Source organism: Clostridium sp. CM036 (assembly GCF_055081135.1).
The window spans coordinates 2,338,006-2,354,541 of record NZ_CM143652.1 but is presented as its reverse complement, the minus strand read 5'-3'; the positions used below and the strand labels follow the sequence as shown (position 1 = coordinate 2,354,541).

The following is a 16,536-nucleotide window of genomic DNA, read 5'->3' as shown; positions in this document are numbered from 1 at the left end:
TTTATATAAAAAAGGAATGCGGATATATTACAATATATCTGCATTCCTTTTTGAAAATATTCTTATAATTCAATATCCTTTTCCGCAAGCTTCCTGTTAATGAATCTTTCAACTATCAGTAAAATAATCGCCATTGTGGGTACTGCAAGGAACATTCCAAGAACCCCAAAGGTTCCGCCACCTATGAGTATTGCAAGGATAATAAGTAAAGGGCTTAAACCAACAGATTTCCCAAGGATCTTTGGCCCTAAATATAATCCATCAAATTGCTGAAGAATAATAATGAATATAAGCACCCAAAAAGCCTTTATAGGGCTAAAGAATAGGGTAATGAAAAAAGCAGGAACCATTCCAATTAATGGTCCGAAATAAGGAATCATATTTGTAATTCCAACTATTAAGCTTATAAGTATAGTATTAGGTATTCTAAAAATACTAAGTCCTACAAAGCATATAATACCAATGATAACAGAGTCAATAAATTTTCCGATAACAAAACCTGAAAAGATATAATTGGCTTCTTTGCTAAATTTTATAAAACCATCTGCATTTTCTTTTTTTAAGATAGCATAAATCAGTCTCTTTATATTTAATATTAAGGATTCTTTATCCTTTAAAAGATACAAAGATACAACAAATCCAAGCAGAAATTTCATAAAAGAAGAGGTGAAACCTACGGCTGTTAGCAAGGCAACACTGATACCGGTATTTAGATATTTACTTAAGTTAGACATAAGTGTTAAGGTAGTTTCGTCTAAATATTTAGTTACACCATATTTATCAAGCAATTGAACCTTATCCATATTTTCATAAAACCAAATTCGAGTTTTAGATATATATTCGGGAGTTGAAACTGTTAGTTCGCGAATACTTTCACCTATACTAGGCGTTAGTATAGTGATACTAAAAACTATTATGCCTAAAACACATATATACATAATAAGTAGAGTTAGATTACGCTTTGTATGGAACTTTTTTTCAATATTGACCATTACGGGGTTTAATAAGTAGGCTATACCGAATGCCCATATAAATGAACTTATGTATGATATAAAAATACTAAGGGCATTGGTAACTAATTCTATGTGGTATACTATTCGAAATAAAATAAGCGATAATAAGATTATAGGGATTAAATTTAAATAAGGGATTTTTTTATCTTTGAACAAGCTCAATTCACTTCCTTAATTAATAATTATTTTAAAAATAATACGATGATGTAAGTATATCATAAATATAAAAATTAAAGAATATTTATAACATATTTCAGGTCACTATAAGGTTTATAGTGAATATTTTTGTTTTTTGCGGGACGGTTAGTAAGTATTTAAGTTAGCAATTAACAAATAACAATATTATGGATATTTACAATATATTTACAATATTATTATTGACTAATGGTAATAAAAGTATATAATAAATAAGTATGGTGAACAAATGACCGATGGTCATAAATTAAAATTAAAACCTAGGTGGTAAATGCATTATGAAAAAAGTTGAAATTATTAAAGAAAAACAAAGTAAATCGGAAATGAACAAATTAAAGAAGAAAAAGAGATTATACGACTCAGCTTATGAACTTTTTACAACTAAAGGGATTAATGACACTGCTATAAACGATATTGTAAAAGGAGCAGGAGTTGCCAAAGGAACTTTTTACCTTTATTTTAAAGACAAATATCACATTATTGATTTGATAGTCTTAAGAAAGAGTTCAAAAGTTTTAAAAGAAGCTATTGAGGTATCTATGAATAAGGAGTTTGAAGAATTTAATGATAAAGTAATATTCTTTGTAGATTATATAATTGAATATTTAAGGGAAGATAAAAAGCTTCTAAGGCTTATATATAAAAATCTTTCTTGGGGTATTTATAGAAAGGTGATAGCAGAACCTTTGGAGTATAACGAAATGAAGGAAATCGCAAAAGTATTTATGGATAATATAGTGAGCGAAACGATGTGTATATCGCAAGCTGAAAAGATATTATTTATGATTATTGAACTAACAGGTTCGGTTTGCTATAGCTCAATTATTTTAGAGGAACCAGATACTATAGATAATATGAAACCTGTGTTATTTAAAACTATTAAGAAAATATTGCAAAATTAATTTTCTAAGGGAGGGATGACCTAATTGAAAAAGTTCGGACATTTTATAGCTAAAAATAGGATAATAATTTTAATTATTTCTACATTGCTACTGGTTCCATCCGTAATTGGAATGGTAAACACAAAAATAAATTATGATCTTCTTACCTATCTACCACAAGAACTTGATTCCATGAAGGGACAAAATATTTTAGACAAAACATTCTCAAACGCAGCCACTTCAATGCTTATTGTTGATAATATGGAAGGCAAGGATGTTTTAAAAATAAAAGAAAAGGTTTCAAAGGTTAAAGGTGTAGAAAAAATTATTTGGGTAGATGATATTTTAGATACTACTATACCTAAGGAGATTTTGCCAGATGAAATTAAAAGCTCTTTTTATAGTGGCAATTCTACTATGTTAATAATTAAATTTAAAGAATCAGCATCTTCAGAAGCCACACAAAATGGTATAACCAATATAAGGAAGGTAACAAATAAACAATGTTATTTAAGTGGTATATCGGCAATTGTAAAGGATACTAAAGATTTATCGGATAAAGAAACACCATTTTATGTAATGATTGCAGTAATACTATCAGTCGTAGTTTTATCTTTAACAATGCAATCAGTTATAATTCCATTTATTTTCTTGTTAGGGATAGGGTATGCCATATTATATAATATGGGAACAAATATATTCTTAGGGCAAATTTCTTATGTAACAAAGGCATTAGCAGCAGTACTTCAACTTGGTGTAACTATGGATTATTCAATATTTTTACTTCATAGATACGATGAGGAAAGAGAACTTATGCCAAATGATCGTATAGGGGCAATGGGTGATGCTATAGCAAATACCATGGTCGCTATATCCGGAAGCTCACTCACAACTATAGCAGGTTTCTTAGCATTATGTACCATGCAACTTGCATTAGGTAAGGATATCGGGCTAGTAATGGCAAAGGGCGTTTTGCTTGGGGTTATAACTACGGTAACAGTATTGCCTGCATTAATTTTAGTGTTTGATAAACCTATTCATAGATTTAGTCACAAAACCATATTACCTGAATTTGATAAAACATCAAAACTGGCTACCAAACACTATAAAGTAATAACTATAGTATTTTTACTTGCATTTATACCAGCTATTTACGGAAATAACCACACTAAGGTTTATTATAACTTAGATGAATCGCTACCAAAGAATTTGGATTCTATTGTGGCAACAAATAAACTAAAGAAAGATTACAATATGACTTCGACACACTTTATTGTAATAAATGATAAGCTTGAAACTGATAAAGTTAAGGAAATGGTAAAGAAAATAGAAAAGGTAGATGGAATTGACAAGGTACTTGCTTCAGATAAGTACTTAGGACCACTTATTCCAGAAAGCTTTATCCCAGAAGATATTAAAGCCATTGTTCAAAAGGGCGGATATAAACTAATAATGGCAAATTCTAAATATAAGGCAGCTACAAAAGAAGAAAATGATCAGATAGATGAAGTAATTAAAGTTACAAAACAATATGACCCGAAATCAATGGTTTCAGGAGAAGGACCTCTTACTAAAGATTTGACAGAAATAGCGGATGTTGACTTTAAACATGTTAGCATAGCATCTATTGGCGCAATATTCGCTATAATACTTATAGTGTTTGCATCTGTATCTTTGCCAGTAATTCTGGTCTTAGCTATACAGCTCGCAATATTCATAAATATGGCAATTTCATGTTATATGGGAAATGTGATTCCATTTGTAGCATCTATAGTTATTGGAACTATACAGTTGGGGGCTACAGTTGACTATGCAATATTACTGACAACAAGATTTAGAGAAGAAATGAGAAATGGATACGAGAAAAACAAGGCTATGGAAATCGCAGTTAAGGGCTCTGCTAAATCTATTGTAACCAGTGCATTAACCTTTTTCGCAGCTACTGCAGGGGTAGCGATCATTTCTGACATGGAAATGATAAGTTCACTATGCACAATGATGGCAAGGGGAGCAGTAATAAGTATGGGAATTATCCTTTTTGTTCTTCCATCTATACTATTAGTAAGTGAAAAATTAATAATAATTACGAGTAGAAATTTTAAATCTAAAACACAAGCAAGTAGTGAACTAAAATCAGAATCACAATCAGAAAATTAAGAAGAACTTTTGAAAGCAAAACTATAGGGGAGATGTATTAACGTGAAAAATAAATGTATGTCAAAAAGATTATTAAGTATCGTGTTAATAGGTGCATTAGTTATTCCAAATATGACTTATGCTACTGAGTTAATTCAAAAGGATGAGACTGTTTATGTTACGTTAAATCAGCAAGGGGAGGTTAAAGAAAAAATAGTAAGTGATTGGCTTCACTCTAACGAGAAAAATATTGAAATTCATGATAAATCTATATTAAAGGATATAAAAAATGTAAAGGGTGAAGAAAAACCAAATGGTATTGGTGAGAGTTTAAATTGGAAGATAAGTGGTAATGATGTCTATTATAGAGGTACTACTGATAAAAAACTTCCTATTGATGTAAATGTTAAATACTTGCTTGATGGAAAAGAAATTAAACCAGAGGATTTGGCAGGTAAAAGTGGAGAAGTGAAAATAAAAATTGATTATAAGAATAATGAAAGCCGTATGGTTAATATTAAAGGGAAAAACAGAAAAATATATACTCCATTTAGCACTGTAACTGTACTAGATTTGCCAATAGATAATTTTAGAAATGTTAAGATTAGCGGTGGGAAAATGATTAATGATGGGAATAATCAAATAGTCACTTTCATTTCTCTTCCAGGTATGAAGGAAAGCTTGGATTTAGAAAAGACTACTTTAGACTTAAAAGAGAATTTAGAAATTACTGCACAGGTAGAAAACTTTGAAATGGGTCCTATAATGATAACAGGGACGCCAGAACTTCCTGATATGGAAGAGTTTAAAAGTGCCTCATCTTTAGGGGATTTAACTAAAGGCATTAATAACATACAAGATGCTAGTACCAAGCTAGCTGAGGGAACAGGCAAATTAGACCTTGGTCAAAAGGCTTTAGCTGATAATATGACATTATTTAATGGTGGAGTAACTAAGCTAGGCGTTGGGGTTTCAGGATTTAATACTGGTATGATAAAGATTGGCGACGGTACAAGTGCAGCACAAAGTGGTGCTCAGAAGGTGGCAGGTGGATTAAAAGCATTTGAGGCAGGAACTAGAAAACTCGGTAGTGGAGCACAGCAGTTTGGATCAGGTACAGTAGAATTTGCTGCAAATTCAAAAGCATTTGCAGATGGAGCAGGTAAGGTAGCATATGGAACAGATAAATTAGTTGCAGGTTCTAAAGGGCTATCAGATGGAGCTAATAAGTTAGCTGAAGGGACTAATACAGTGTCGGCTAAAATGGAATCACTAAGTGAGGGACTAGATACAATGGTGAATTCTACAGGGGATCTACAGCAAGGTCAAAAAAAAGTAACAGATGGTGCAGAGCAAAGCTTAGAAGGTATAGATAAACTAAAAAAAGGTAAAGAGTCAGAGATAAAAGCTACTGATTCTTTAATATCAGGAATTGAAAAATTACAGGGACTTATTGGGTTCCTTGGGGAAATTCCTGGTACAGGTGAAATAGCAGGAAATTTAAATGGTGGATTAGAAAATGAAAAAGGGGGCCTTGTAGCTTTAAAGGATGGCGGCAATGAATTGTTACAAGGATTAAATGAACTTGAAGAAGGCATAGAAAAAATCAAAACTGGTTCACAGCAGGTAGATACAGGTATGGGCCAGCTTCAAGAAGGACAAAAAAATGCAGTGTCAGGGTCAAAAGAATTAGCTAAGGCCACAAAACAAATATCAGATAAAACTGGTGAATTAGCTAATGGAGCAGGAGGACTTGCGCAAGGCACAGAACAATTAGGAACAGCTGCAGGAAAGCTTAAAACTGGTAGTCGGGGACTCATAGGTGGAGCAAATAAGTTAAATAATGCAGCTGAAGACTTAAGCGCAGGAACAAAAGTTATGGGAGAAAACACTAATAAATTAGTGGTAGGATCTCAAAGCGTGGCAGATGGTTTAACAAAATTAAATAATGATGGGATAAAACCATTAACACAAGGATCAAGTAAACTAAATTCAGCGGTGGGTGAACTTTCTGTAGGGTCAGGAAAATTAAAAGAAGGTGCCAATAAATTAGCAAATGGAAATAAAGAATTAGATAAAAATATGAAAAAATTTGATAAAGAGGGTATTCAAAAGATAAGTGGCGAAATTGACAGCAAAATGGGAGATGTGCGAGATATTATTGATGTGAAAGATGAACTTGTAAAAATATCTAATAATTATGGTACATTTTCAGGTGTAGGTGATAAGATGGATGGTAAAGTTAAATTTGTTATGAAAACTGATGGGATAAAAGTAAAGACTGTGGCAACTAAAGAAGATAAAAAAGTTGTAGAGATAAAAGAAGAAAAGAAGGGCTTTTTAACATGGGTAAAGAACATATTTAGCAGTAATGATCAAATGAAAAAATAATAAATCTAAAAATGAAGGTAGATACCGATTTAAATCGGAATGTAGAATTTATGGAAAGTATCTATAACAAATGCGAAAATAATTTCAAAAGTAATAAAGGGCGTTAGTTTAAATTTAAACTAATGCCCTTTATTACTTTTGAACGGATAAACCAATGTTAATATTTACAAAAAATTCATAATTAAAAGATAAAATAAACATTGTATATTTTTAAATTGTAAACATATAAATAACAGTGTAAAACACAAAAGAATCCAGTTGATACACTAATATAAGTGGAGTATAATAATCTAAGTTTCAATGATTTAAAATAATAATTATTATGAATTTAAATGAGGAGCAAAATTATGACTGGCCATAAAAAAATAACGAAAAAAAAATTAAAGTTACTCATTGTAGCGATGTGTTTATCGCTAAGCATATTGACACTGAGGGCTTATTTAAATAAAATCAATAGAAATTCGAGTAAAAATATAGAGACTATATCTAGTAAAGATGCTGAAATTAAAAGTAAGGATCAAAATGCAAAGCTAACAAAGATAGCATTCGAGAAGAATAATAATGTTTATCTTTATGATGAGATAAATGAACAGATTAAATCTTTAGGGGATAATTCAAATTCAAAAGATCTATTACAACTTTCTCCAGATAAAACAAAAATAGTATTTAGATCTTTTAATGAAGAAAAAGAAATAAATCCCCCACATATAATTGTTTATGATATTAAAACTGAAAAATCAACAGAGATTGATATAAATAATAAAGACGTTCAACAAATTATTGAACTCAAGTGGATAGATAATGAAAACATTTTGATTACGGGTCATATTAATCCGTCAGCTTCAGGTTATGCAATATATAACATAAAAAACAAATTGGAGTTAATATCATGCGTTGGTACCATAAGAGATATTATTATAAATAAAAAAAGCATCCTTTATAGCGTTACACCTCATATATTTCCAAAACCTAGGGCCAATTTATATATTAATGGTAATAAAATTTTTGAAAGTATAGAGGATAAAGAAGAAATATATGATGGAGTGATATCTAAAGATGGTAAAATGCTTGCCTTTAGAAGTTGGCTTTCAGATTCAAAGAATTCGAATGGTGAAGTAAGTGCTTATATTAATGTAGCTAAAATTAATAATGATGGAAAATCAATAAGTGATTTAAAGAAGACAAGCATAAATAGTGACATAACTGGAGATTTAAAATTTGATGATAAAAATAATATAAATATTATAGGGGACAAATTTATATATAAATTAGAAGCAGGCAATATTATTAAGGAAAAAAATAATTTGCCAAAGCAAGCAGAACTTTCTGCTGCGCAACTTAAAAAATTTAAACAAATTTTGAACAAGCAATTCCCCGAAGAATCTATTTTAGAGCAAACAATATTAGAAGATATAGATATATATAATGTGGTAACTTTTTAGAATTCGGAACTAACCTAGAAATTAAAGGAGGGTTAAAAATGAATAATAACTATAAATTTTTTAAAAATAAAGATTGCGAATATTTCCCATGCCATCAAGTTAAAAATGATGAAAAATTTAATTGTCTATTTTGCTATTGTCCACTATATTTTCTAGAGGAGTGTGGTGGAAATGGGAAATTCGTAAGTGGTGTTAAAGATTGCTCAATTTGCATGATTCCACATTCTGAAAATGGATATGAGTATATAGTAAGCAAGATAGTGGAAGTAAACAAAGCAAAAAGAAATAATAACTAAGAAAAAGTATTTTTTACTAAAAAAGTATAATTTTAAAAAAACATTGCATTTGAAACGTTTACGTATTATAATTAAGTAAGAGTTAAAAATAAAATTTAATAGTTTCACATAAATAGAGGTGCAGATAAAGAGGTAATTTTTGAATGATAAGGATATGAACATCCAATGTCAAAAATGAAGTATTTGTTTGCCGAAAGAATATTTTGGTTCTTCAATTTATTCTTGGGGATAGAAAGTAGTATTTCTATCACTGCCATAAGAGTTCTTATGGAGAGCTATTTATGTAATGAAAAGATGTTTTTTCATTGCATTAATAGACCTAGTACTTTGGTTAATTAAGGCGCTGAAAAATCAGTGCCTTTTTTTATTTCAAAATAAATTAACATAAGGCATTTTCTAAAAGATACACAACACAGATTTGTTGTTTTTTACAAAATTCCTAAAAATTACAAAATGAATAACTACAATAAACGAGGAGGAAAATAAAATGAAGTCTTTAATAAGGTTAAGAATGAGTGCACATGATGCACATTACGGTGGAAATTTAGTAGATGGAGCAAGAATGCTTCAATTATTTGGGGATGTAGCTACAGAACTTTTAATTATGAACGATGGTGATGAAGGATTATTCAAAGCATACGATGCTGTAGAATTTTTAGCACCAGTTTATGCAGGTGACTATATAGAAGCTGTTGGAGAAATAGTGAAGGTAGGGAATTCATCAAGAAAAATGATTTTCGAAGCAAGAAAAGTTATAGTACCAAGACCAGATATAAATGATTCAGCTTGTGATGTATTAGAAGAACCAATAATAGTTTGTAAGGCAAGCGGAACTTGCGTAGTTCTAAAAGAAAACCAAAGAAAATAATATGCAAGAGAATTAATGTAAACTTTTTCACCTAGTGGTTAATATTTTAGTTGCTAAATAAGTTTGTGCAAAATTATCATAATATACATAACTTATCATAAATATTATGGTAGATAGTAATTATTTTTGCACCACGAAGCACTATAAGGAGGTAGCACATGGAAAAATTAATAATTACTGCAGCTATATCTGGAGCGGAAGTTACAAAAGAACATAATCCAAATGTACCCTATACTGTTGAGGAAGTGGCAATAGAAGCGGAAAAAGCTTATAAAGCAGGAGCTAGCATCATTCATTTACACGTAAGGAAAGATGATGGAACACCTACTCAAGACAGGGAAAGATTTAGAGCTTGTATTGAAGCTATTAAAGAAAGATGTCCGGATGCAATTGTTCAACCATCAACAGGCGGAGCTGTCGGAATGAGTAATGCAGAAAGATTACAACCAGTTGATTTAGGACCAGAAATGGCAACCTTAGATGCAGGTACTTGTAATTTTGGTGGAGATGATGTATTCGTAAATACTGAAAACACTATTAAAGAATTTGGTAAAAAGATGATTGAAATGGGTGTAAAACCAGAAATTGAAGTTTTTGATAAGGGCATGGTAGACATGGCAATAAGACTTCAAAAGAAAGGTTTTATAAAAACACCAATGCATTTTAACTTTGTTATGGGTGTAAATGGTGGGATAACTGCTTCGCCAAGAGATTTAGTATTTATGGCAGGAAGCGTGCCAGAGGGAAGTACTTACACTGTATCAGGTATTGGTAGATTTGAATTTCAAATGGCAGCTGTGACTATTGTAATGGGTGGTCATGTAAGAGTTGGATTTGAAGATAATGTGTATATTGAAAAAGGTATACCAGCTAAATCAAATGCAGAATTAGTAGAAAAAGTAGTTAGACTTGCGAAAGAACTTAACAGAGAAATTGCCACTCCACAAGAAGCAAGAGAGATATTGGGTTTAAACAAAATATAAAACTGATAATTGTTATATCTTCAAGATAAATAAGAGGAGGTAAAATAAATGAATAAGGTTGTATCTTTAGAACAAGTTAGGCCATTACTCAAAGATGGAATGTCAATAATGATAGGTGGATTTTTAGCCTGTGGAACACCTGAAAAGATGATAGATCTATTAATAGAAACAAATGTAAAAAACTTAACTATAATAGCAAATGATACAAGCTATGTAGATAGGGGCATAGGAAGACTTGTAGTAAACGGTCAAGTTAAAAAAGTTGTGGCTTCTCATATAGGAACAAATGCTGAAACGGGAAGACTTATGACAGAAGGAAAAATGGAAGTAGAACTTGTGCCACAAGGAACACTAATTGAAAGAATAAGAGCAGCGGGAGCTGGGCTTGGTGGAGTGCTTACCCCTACAGGAGTTGGTACTATGATAGAAGAAGGAAAACAAAAACTTACAATAGAAGGAAAAGAATATCTATTAGAGCTTCCAATTAAAGCAGATTTAGCACTTGTTTATGCAAGCGTCGTAGATGAAATTGGAAATGCAGTTTATTATGGAACAACAAAAAACTTTAATCCAATTATAGCTACTGCTGCAGAAACTGTAATAGTAGAAGCTGAAAAAATTGTTAAAATTGGAGATTTAGATCCAAATAATATTGTGACTCCATGTGTATTGGTTGATTATATTATAGGGGAGGCTAACTAATATGATTACAGATAGCAAGATTGCAAAACAAATTATTGCAAAAAGAATTGGTAAAGAATTAAAAGATGGACAACTTGTTAATTTGGGCATAGGGCTTCCAACATTAGTTACGAATTATATTCCAGAAGGCGTCCATGTTACTCTCCAATCAGAAAATGGAATGGTTGGAATGGGAGCTTCTCCAGCAAAAGGAGAAGAAAACAAGGATGTAACTAATGCAGGTGGTCAATTTACTACAATACTTCCTGGCGGAGCATACTTTGATACCGCAATGTCTTTCACTTTAATAAGAGGAGGACACGTTGATATGACTGTTCTTGGAGCATTGGAAGTAGATCAGGAAGGAAACTTAGCTAATTGGATTGTGCCAGGCAAAATGGTTCCTGGTATGGGTGGAGCAATGGATTTAGTAGTAGGAGCCAAAAAGGTTATTATTGCAATGCAACATACAGCTAAAGGGACTCCTAAAATATTAAAAAAATGTACGCTGCCATTAACAGCAAAGGCACAAGTTAACCTTATAGTTACAGAACTTGGAGTAATGGAATTTACTGAAAAGGGACTTGTACTTACTGAAATTCATAAAGATACAACAGTTGAAGAAGTTAAATCACTTACTGAAGCTGAATTAATAATATCAGAAAATCTAAAAATAATGGATGTATAGGAGGAAGTTATTATGAACAAAGGATGTAAATACGGAACTCACAGGTCACTTGAACCAAAAGGTGCATTGCCACAACCAGCAACTAAAATATCAAATGATATGAATATATTTGATAATGAAATTTTAATTGATGTTCAGGCTTTAAACATAGACTCAGCTAGCTTTACTCAAATAGAGGAAGAAGCAGGACATGACATTGAAAAAATAAAATCTAAAATCATGGAAATTGTAGCTGAAAAAGGAAAAATGCAAAATCCTGTAACAGGTTCAGGTGGAATGCTTATTGGAACAGTTGAAAAAATAGGCGAAGCTTTAAAAGGAACAACAGATCTTAAAGTGGGAGACAAAATCTCTACATTAGTTTCACTATCATTAACTCCTTTAAAAATAGAAAAAATTGTTGATATCAAACCAGATATCGATAGAGTTGAAATAAAAGGAAAAGCTATTTTATTTGAAAGTGGATTATATGCAAAACTTCCAAAAGACATGAATGAAAATCTAGCATTAGCAGCATTAGACGTTGCAGGAGCGCCAGCTCAAGTTGCTAAACTTGTTAAACCAGGTCAATCAGTTCTTTTACTAGGCGCAGCAGGAAAATCAGGAATGATTTGCTCTTATGAAGCAGTTAAAAGAGTAGGACCAACAGGAAACGTTATAGGCATTGTAAGAAATGAAGAAGAGAAAGCGAGATTAAAAAGATTAGGTCTAAAAATGCAAATAGTTATTGGAGATGCTAGAAACGCTATTGATGTAATGAACACTACTCTAGAGCACAACAATGGATGTGAAGTAGATGTAGCAATAAATATGGTTAATGTTCCAAATACTGAAATGTCATCAATTTTACCAGTAAAAGATGACGGAATAGTATACTTCTTCTCAATGGCTACAAGCTTTACAAAAGCAGCTCTTGGAGCTGAAGGTGTAGGTAAAGACGTTACTATGATCGTAGGAAACGGATACACTAAAGGACATGCTGAAATAACCCTTGAAGAGTTAAGAGAAAATGAAACATTAAGAAAAGTATTTGAAGAATTATACGTTTAATGACATTTCAGCTTCGAAGAAGATGATTTAATTGTGATTTAGAGAATACAATATAAAGTTATATTGTATTCTCTCTAAACCATATTGATATATCAACTACATATTATAAAATTAAAAATTATTATACGATGGAGGTACTAATATGAAAGTTAATAGAAGATTTGAATTATTTAAAGATGTAACTGATGAGCAATGGAATGATTGGAAATGGCAGGTTAAAAATAGAATTGAAAATGTGGATCAACTAAAAAAATATATACCATTAACGCAGGAGGAAGAAGAAGGAGCTAGGAAATGCGTTCAAACATTAAGAATGGCTATAACTCCTTATTACTTAGCATTAATAGACCCTAATGATCCAAACGATCCAATAAGAAAACAAGCTATACCAACAGGGCTTGAATTACATCAGGCACATGCTGATTTATTGGACCCATTACATGAAGATTCAGATTCTCCAGTACCAGGGTTAACTCATAGATACCCAGATAGAGTATTACTATTAATAACTGATCAATGCTCAATGTACTGCAGACACTGTACAAGAAGAAGATTCGCAGGTCAAAGCGATAGTGCTATGCCAATGGAAAGAATAGATAAAGCAATCGAGTACATTAAAAATACTCCACAAATTAGAGATGTATTATTATCAGGCGGAGATGCTCTACTTGTTTCAGATGATAAATTAGAATATATAATTAAAAAATTAAGAGCAATTCCACACGTTGAAATAATAAGAATGGGTTCGAGAGTACCAGTGGTTCTTCCACAAAGAATTACAAAAGAATTAGTTGATATGCTAAAGAAATATCATCCAATTTGGCTAAACACTCACTTTAATCATCCAAATGAAATTACAGAAGAAGCAAAACTTGCATGCGCGCGGCTTTCAAATGCAGGAGTACCTCTAGGAAATCAATCAGTTCTTTTAAGAGGGGTTAATGACTGTGCACATATAATGATGGACCTTGTACATGAGCTTGTTAAAATTAGAGTAAGACCATACTACATCTATCAATGTGATCTTTCAATGGGACTTGAGCACTTTAGAACACCAGTATCTAAAGGGATAGAAATTATTGAAGCTTTAAGAGGCCATACTTCAGGATTCTGTGTTCCAACATTTGTTGTTGACGCTCCAGGTGGCGGTGGTAAAATACCAGTAATGCCAACTTATATTATTTCTCAAAGTCCTGAAAAAGTGGTACTTAGAAACTTTGAAGGCGTTATAACTACTTATGAACAACCAACTAGTTATACTTCAGGTTGTCGCTGTGAAGTTTGCGAAGGAAAGAAAAAGGTTCATAAAGTAGGAGTGGCAGGGCTATTAAACGGTCAGCAAATGTCTATGGAACCAGCTGGACTTGAGAGAAATCTAAGAGGACATCACGAGTAAAATTAAGGACAGCATAAACAACCCAAGCATTTTCAATATGATTCAAAAATATGACAGTATTTCTATCATAGGAATGAATAAAAATGTAGGAAAAACAACCACCTTAAATCATATATTGAGGGAAGCCAGAGGGGAAATATCCCTTGGGCTTACCTCTATAGGAAGAGACGGAGAAGAGTTGGACCAAGTAACTGCTACTGAAAAACCTAAAATTTACATTGAAGAAGGAACTATAATTGCTACTGCAAAACAATGCTTATTGAATAGTGATATTACCAGGGAGATTTTAAAAACTACTGGTTTCAACACTCCTATGGGTGAAATAATTATATGCAGAGCATTAAGTGACGGATATGTAGATTTAGGCGGTCCATCTGTAAATTCCTATATGACTTTAATATGTGATGATCTTAAAAGGTTTGGAAGTGAGCTTGTAATTGTGGATGGTGCCCTTAATAGAAAAACCTTCGCCTCTCCATCAATTACAAATGCTACAATTTTATCAACTGGAGCGGCGCTGTCAAAAAGTATGGATAAGGTTATAGAAGAAACTAGTCATACTGTTAAATTACTTTCATTGGAAAATGAAAAGAATAATGAAGTATTAAATCTCGCTAATGAAGTTTTACGCATCGGCAGAATAGGTATTATTTGCAAAGATAATACTATAAAAATGCTAGATGCAATTACAGCATTGGGATCTTCTAAGGAAATTGTTGGGTCTTTAGATGAAAATGCCTCCTATGTAGTTATTAAAGGTGTAGTTTCAGATAACCTACTAGAAGATATTATGACATCTACAAATAAGTATAAAGGTGTAATTTTCCTAGTTGAAGATGGAACAAAGCTCTTTTTAACTAGGGAAACCCTTTATAAATTTAAAAAGCAAGGTGGAATTATAAAAACAATAAATCCCATTAATATAGTATGTGTTACATCCAATCCAAAATCACCTTATGGGTATGAATTTGATAAGCAGAAGTTTTTAGATGGGCTTAGGGATAAATTAAATATACCTGTATTTGATGTTATTGGAGGGGAGTAAAATGAAATTTTTAGATAAGCAGCAGAGGGATCAAATTGGTTTTTCTTTTGTTATGGATAAATTGGGGATAACTACTTCTTATGGGCTTGAGGAGAAAAAAAATATTAGACCATTTAAAGATTCAGAAATAAATGAATTAACTCATGAATTAAATAGTCTAGAAAATATGATTAAATCAATGAGAGCTCATAGTCAAGAGTATAATGGAATAGGACGAATATTTTGTAAACTAAAAGATATTAGAAATTCTATTAAAAGATGTAATGAATCAGAAACATTAGATGAAGTTGAATTATATGAAATTAAATATTTTTCAATATTAGTAACAGATTTAAAAAATATTTTGGATAAATTACAGCTTGATATAGAGGAGGTTCATCTAAACTCTTTAGATGAGATTATCTCCCTCCTAGACCCACAGAAGAAGGGAATGTCTACTTTTTATGTTTATGATGAGTATTCTAAAACTTTGAAAAGCATTCGTGAAAAGAAAAAACAAAAGGAAAAAGAAATTTTTACTGTGAAAACCGAGGAAGAAGTAAATGAACTAAAGAAGCAAAGGTTAGATTTAGTTATAGAAGAAGAAGAGGAAGAACTAAGGATTAGAAAAGAGTTAACACTCCAGATTTCTAAGGAAACTGAGATCATAAACCAAAATATAAAAGCGATAGGTAGATTAGACTTTTTGATTGCCAAAGCGAATTTATCCATAGATTATAATGGTTCCCGTCCGAAAATTTGTGAAGAAATGAAGATTAATCTTGATGAAGCCTTTAATCCTGAAATTAAAGAAATATTAGAAAAAGGAAAAAAGGTATTTACCCCAGTTAGTATAGAGCTATTTGGTGGTACAACTATTATAACTGGTGCTAATATGGGTGGGAAAAGCGTTACCCTTAAGACTATTGTTCTGAATTTACTGCTTGGGCAAATGGGCTTTTTTGTATTTGCAAAAAAAGCACAATTTCCAATCCTTAATTTTATTCATTTTGTTTCAGATGATATGCAGTCCATATCCAAAGGCTTAAGTACATTTGGTGCAGAAATAATAAAGTTAAAAGAAGTGGTAGAGTCTGCAAAAATAGGAAATGGATTTATAGCTCTAGATGAGTTTGCAAGAGGTACTAATCCAAAAGAAGGGTACTATCTTATGAAATCTCTTTCTAAATACTTGACTAAATTTCAATCAATAAGCTTAATTTCAACTCATTACGATGGAGTAGTTGAGGAGAATATGGAACATTATCAAGTAATGGGACTTAAAAATGTAGATTTTAATGCGCTAAAGTACAAGATAGATTTAAATAAAACTCATTCTGTTGAAATAATACAACAACATATGAATTACAAGCTAGAGAAGGTTTCAAAAGAAAATGAAGTGCCAAAAGATGCACTTAATATAGCATTATTACTAGGACTTGAAAAGGAAATAGTGGATATAGCAAAAAGTTTCTACAATTAGGAGGAATAA

Annotated in this window: 14 protein-coding genes and 1 riboswitch; of the genes, 13 read left to right on the top strand and 1 reads right to left on the bottom strand. The window is 31.6% G+C overall.

Annotated features, from left to right (window positions below; translation table 11 throughout):
- Window positions 1-62: 62 nt before the first annotated feature.
- On the bottom strand, window positions 63-1,169 hold the full coding sequence (locus ACWJKE_RS11080; RefSeq protein ID WP_216302319.1) for an AI-2E family transporter: 1,107 nt from the start codon (window positions 1,167-1,169) through the stop codon (window positions 63-65).
- A gap of 317 nt (window positions 1,170-1,486) precedes the next feature.
- Between ACWJKE_RS11080 and ACWJKE_RS11075 the strand changes: the two genes are divergently transcribed.
- The 13 genes from ACWJKE_RS11075 (at window position 1,487) to kamC (ending at window position 16,527) form a co-directional block, all read left to right on the top strand.
- Complete coding sequence (locus ACWJKE_RS11075) at window positions 1,487-2,110, top strand: TetR/AcrR family transcriptional regulator (RefSeq protein WP_216302318.1); 624 nt, start codon at window positions 1,487-1,489, stop codon at window positions 2,108-2,110.
- A gap of 24 nt (window positions 2,111-2,134) precedes the next feature.
- A complete protein-coding gene (locus ACWJKE_RS11070; RefSeq protein ID WP_216302317.1) occupies window positions 2,135-4,246 on the top strand; it encodes an efflux RND transporter permease subunit in 2,112 nt (703 codons plus the stop codon).
- 42 nt (window positions 4,247-4,288) lie between these two features.
- Window positions 4,289-6,616, top strand: coding sequence for a methyl-accepting chemotaxis protein (locus ACWJKE_RS11065; protein ID WP_216302316.1), 2,328 nt, complete (start codon window positions 4,289-4,291; stop codon window positions 6,614-6,616).
- Window positions 6,617-6,963: 347 nt separating this feature from the next.
- On the top strand, window positions 6,964-8,058 hold the full coding sequence (locus ACWJKE_RS11060) for a hypothetical protein (protein ID WP_220287271.1): 1,095 nt from the start codon (window positions 6,964-6,966) through the stop codon (window positions 8,056-8,058).
- Window positions 8,059-8,096: 38 nt separating this feature from the next.
- A complete protein-coding gene (locus ACWJKE_RS11055; protein WP_220320375.1) occupies window positions 8,097-8,354 on the top strand; it encodes a cysteine-rich small domain-containing protein in 258 nt (85 codons plus the stop codon).
- A gap of 105 nt (window positions 8,355-8,459) precedes the next feature.
- Window positions 8,460-8,640: riboswitch (Lysine riboswitch) on the top strand.
- 201 nt (window positions 8,641-8,841) lie between these two features.
- Window positions 8,842-9,222 carry a 3-aminobutyryl-CoA ammonia lyase gene (gene kal, locus ACWJKE_RS11050; protein WP_216302313.1) on the top strand — a complete coding sequence of 127 codons (381 nt, stop codon included), beginning with the start codon at window positions 8,842-8,844 and terminating at the stop codon, window positions 9,220-9,222.
- A 158-nt stretch (window positions 9,223-9,380) separates the two neighbouring features.
- Entirely contained in the window at window positions 9,381-10,205 is an 825-nt protein-coding gene (gene kce / locus ACWJKE_RS11045; RefSeq protein ID WP_216302312.1) for a 3-keto-5-aminohexanoate cleavage enzyme, read from the top strand.
- Window positions 10,206-10,253: 48 nt separating this feature from the next.
- Window positions 10,254-10,907, top strand: coding sequence for an acetate CoA-transferase subunit alpha (atoD, locus tag ACWJKE_RS11040; RefSeq protein WP_220287272.1), 654 nt, complete (start codon window positions 10,254-10,256; stop codon window positions 10,905-10,907).
- A gap of 1 nt (window position 10,908) precedes the next feature.
- The gene (locus ACWJKE_RS11035) at window positions 10,909-11,574 is read left to right on the top strand and encodes a 3-oxoacid CoA-transferase subunit B (RefSeq protein ID WP_165412589.1); all 666 of its coding nucleotides are present in this window, start codon (window positions 10,909-10,911) and stop codon (window positions 11,572-11,574) included.
- A gap of 12 nt (window positions 11,575-11,586) precedes the next feature.
- Window positions 11,587-12,624 (top strand): L-erythro-3,5-diaminohexanoate dehydrogenase, encoded by a 1,038-nt coding sequence (gene kdd / locus ACWJKE_RS11030; RefSeq protein WP_216302310.1) that lies wholly within the window; start codon window positions 11,587-11,589, stop codon window positions 12,622-12,624.
- A 142-nt stretch (window positions 12,625-12,766) separates the two neighbouring features.
- Window positions 12,767-14,020 carry a lysine 2,3-aminomutase gene (gene kamA, locus ACWJKE_RS11025; protein ID WP_220287273.1) on the top strand — a complete coding sequence of 418 codons (1,254 nt, stop codon included), beginning with the start codon at window positions 12,767-12,769 and terminating at the stop codon, window positions 14,018-14,020.
- 37 nt (window positions 14,021-14,057) lie between these two features.
- Complete coding sequence (gene kamB, locus ACWJKE_RS11020) at window positions 14,058-15,065, top strand: lysine 5,6-aminomutase reactivase subunit KamB (RefSeq protein WP_216302308.1); 1,008 nt, start codon at window positions 14,058-14,060, stop codon at window positions 15,063-15,065.
- Window position 15,066: 1 nt separating this feature from the next.
- Window positions 15,067-16,527 (top strand): lysine 5,6-aminomutase reactivase ATPase KamC, encoded by a 1,461-nt coding sequence (gene kamC / locus ACWJKE_RS11015; RefSeq protein WP_216302307.1) that lies wholly within the window; start codon window positions 15,067-15,069, stop codon window positions 16,525-16,527.
- Window positions 16,528-16,536 lie beyond the last annotated feature (9 nt).

Coding starts and splice junctions, on each gene's coding strand:
- ACWJKE_RS11055 (WP_220320375.1), top strand. CDS start 8,097: ATGAATAATAACTATAAATTTTTTAAAAATAAAGATTGCGAATATTTC.
- kce (WP_216302312.1), top strand. CDS start 9,381: ATGGAAAAATTAATAATTACTGCAGCTATATCTGGAGCGGAAGTTACA.
- kdd (WP_216302310.1), top strand. CDS start 11,587: ATGAACAAAGGATGTAAATACGGAACTCACAGGTCACTTGAACCAAAA.
- ACWJKE_RS11035 (WP_165412589.1), top strand. CDS start 10,909: ATGATTACAGATAGCAAGATTGCAAAACAAATTATTGCAAAAAGAATT.
- kamB (WP_216302308.1), top strand. CDS start 14,058: ATGATTCAAAAATATGACAGTATTTCTATCATAGGAATGAATAAAAAT.
- ACWJKE_RS11060 (WP_220287271.1), top strand. CDS start 6,964: ATGACTGGCCATAAAAAAATAACGAAAAAAAAATTAAAGTTACTCATT.
- kamA (WP_220287273.1), top strand. CDS start 12,767: ATGAAAGTTAATAGAAGATTTGAATTATTTAAAGATGTAACTGATGAG.
- atoD (WP_220287272.1), top strand. CDS start 10,254: ATGAATAAGGTTGTATCTTTAGAACAAGTTAGGCCATTACTCAAAGAT.
- kal (WP_216302313.1), top strand. CDS start 8,842: ATGAAGTCTTTAATAAGGTTAAGAATGAGTGCACATGATGCACATTAC.
- ACWJKE_RS11075 (WP_216302318.1), top strand. CDS start 1,487: ATGAAAAAAGTTGAAATTATTAAAGAAAAACAAAGTAAATCGGAAATG.
- kamC (WP_216302307.1), top strand. CDS start 15,067: ATGAAATTTTTAGATAAGCAGCAGAGGGATCAAATTGGTTTTTCTTTT.